Origin of the sequence: Streptomyces bohaiensis, assembly GCF_012033785.1 — a bacterium.
GTDB lineage: Bacteria > Actinomycetota > Actinomycetes > Streptomycetales > Streptomycetaceae > Streptomyces > Streptomyces bohaiensis.
Window position 1 is genome coordinate 3,552 of the sequence record NZ_JAAVJC010000314.1, and the last position, 1,624, is coordinate 5,175.

At 72.5% G+C, this 1,624-nt stretch carries 1 protein-coding gene and 1 riboswitch; the gene reads right to left on the reverse strand.

The window, feature by feature from the left end; translation table 11 throughout:
• Positions 1-42 precede the first annotated feature (42 nt).
• Positions 43-738, reverse strand: coding sequence for a LysM peptidoglycan-binding domain-containing protein (locus HCN52_RS21655; protein ID WP_168090126.1), 696 nt, complete (start codon positions 736-738; stop codon positions 43-45).
• A gap of 3 nt (positions 739-741) precedes the next feature.
• Positions 742-906: riboswitch (cyclic di-AMP (ydaO/yuaA leader) on the reverse strand.
• Positions 907-1,624: the final 718 nt, after the last annotated feature.

Genomic DNA, 1,624 nt, shown 5'->3' on the forward strand with positions numbered 1-1,624 from the left:
GCCCACCAGCGGCGCCCCGGCTCGGGCCGGGGCGCGCGGGGATCAGAGCGAGAGCTGCTGACCGGGGAAGATCAGGTTCGGGTTGCCCCCGACGACCGACTTGTTGGCCTCGTAGAGCTCCTGCCAGGTGGTGTCGTTGGCCTCGGCGATCTTGTGGAGGGTGTCGCCGGAGCGGACGGTGTAGTCGCCCTGCTCGCCGGAGGAGGCGGGCTTCTCGGCACGCTCGGTGGAGCGGGAGGCGGGGGCCTCGGCGCGCTGCTCCTGCTGCGGCTCGGCCTGCTGCTGCGGGGCCTCCTGCTGCTGCGGCGCGGCCTCCTGCTGCGGGGCCTGCTGCTGGCCGCCGAGCTCGGGGGCGGGACCACCGGAGGTGAGGCCGGCGACCTGGCCGCAGTGCGGCCACGCGCCGGGGCCCTGCATCGCGAGGAGCTTCTCCGCGGTGGCGATCTGCTGGTCCTTGCTCGCGAGGTCGGCGCGCGAGGCGTACTGCGCACCACCGGCCGCCTCCCAGCTGGACTGGGAGAACTGCAGGCCACCGTAGTAGCCGTTGCCGGTGTTGATGGACCAGTTACCGGTGGACTCGCACTGGGCGACCTTGTCCCAGGTGTCGACGGAGGCGGCCTGGGCGCCGGTGGCGCCCATCAGCGGGAGGGCGACCGCGGCACCGGCAGCGCCGGCGATGGCGGCCACACGGGCGGGCTTGGAGGGACGGCGGTGGCGACCCTTACCGGAGAACAGCATGTCGTTCCTTCTCACCGACGCCTACGAGGTGAGCTGTCGGGTTCGGGCTAGTGAGTCGCCCGGCCGGTGCGGCGTGCGCCGCCCCGTCTTCACCCCAAGCCGTTCCGGACGGATCCGGACCGGCACTTACCTTGGGTCCCCCGCTCCTGCCTGCGGTGCTGCACAGAGCCGTACCCCCGGGCCGGCGGCAGGATTAGGCGTGAGCGACCCGGTTCACCCGCGGTGTGCGAGCCCGGCGACAGTAGGCACAGCCACGATCACGATTCAAGAACGATGAAGATCACGCCCCGGGACCGACTTGACGTGAGTTGGGAAACGTCTTCGCAGGTCAGAGGGGCGAGATCGCCCCGAAACAGGCAATACAACCCCTAAGTCATCCGAGATGATGGTCACACGATCGATCGCAAACCGGTCAAAGTGGCGTCAAAGCCTGCAATCTGGCGGATGCTGACGCGATGGGGAGCGGCGCGGCACCCCGGTCGGCGGGGCGCCGCCGCAGCTCGCGGCGGGACCGGCACCCCGGGGTGAGTCGGCGCACAGCGGCCGGCCGAATCGCCCCGACCGGTGCCGAGTTGACCGTGAACGCACCGCCCGGCACCTCGTCCGGTCGACCGTCCCCGAGCTGCGACGCGGCGCCACCGGGACACCCCGCCGCGCGCCGACACGGCGAGATCACCCCGGATGGGCGCAGCGCCTGCGCCGGGCGGGTGGGAGGACGCATACCCGCGCCGAAACGGTGCAGGGGCGGCACATCGGCGGGCGCCCGGCCCGGCAGCCGGGTGCGCGGCGGCCTCGGTGACCGTCAGTCCGACGAGTCGCGCGTGGTCCGGGTGCGTCCCCTCGGGGAACTCCGCGATGGTGACCCGGTCGGGGCTGAACGAGCCGT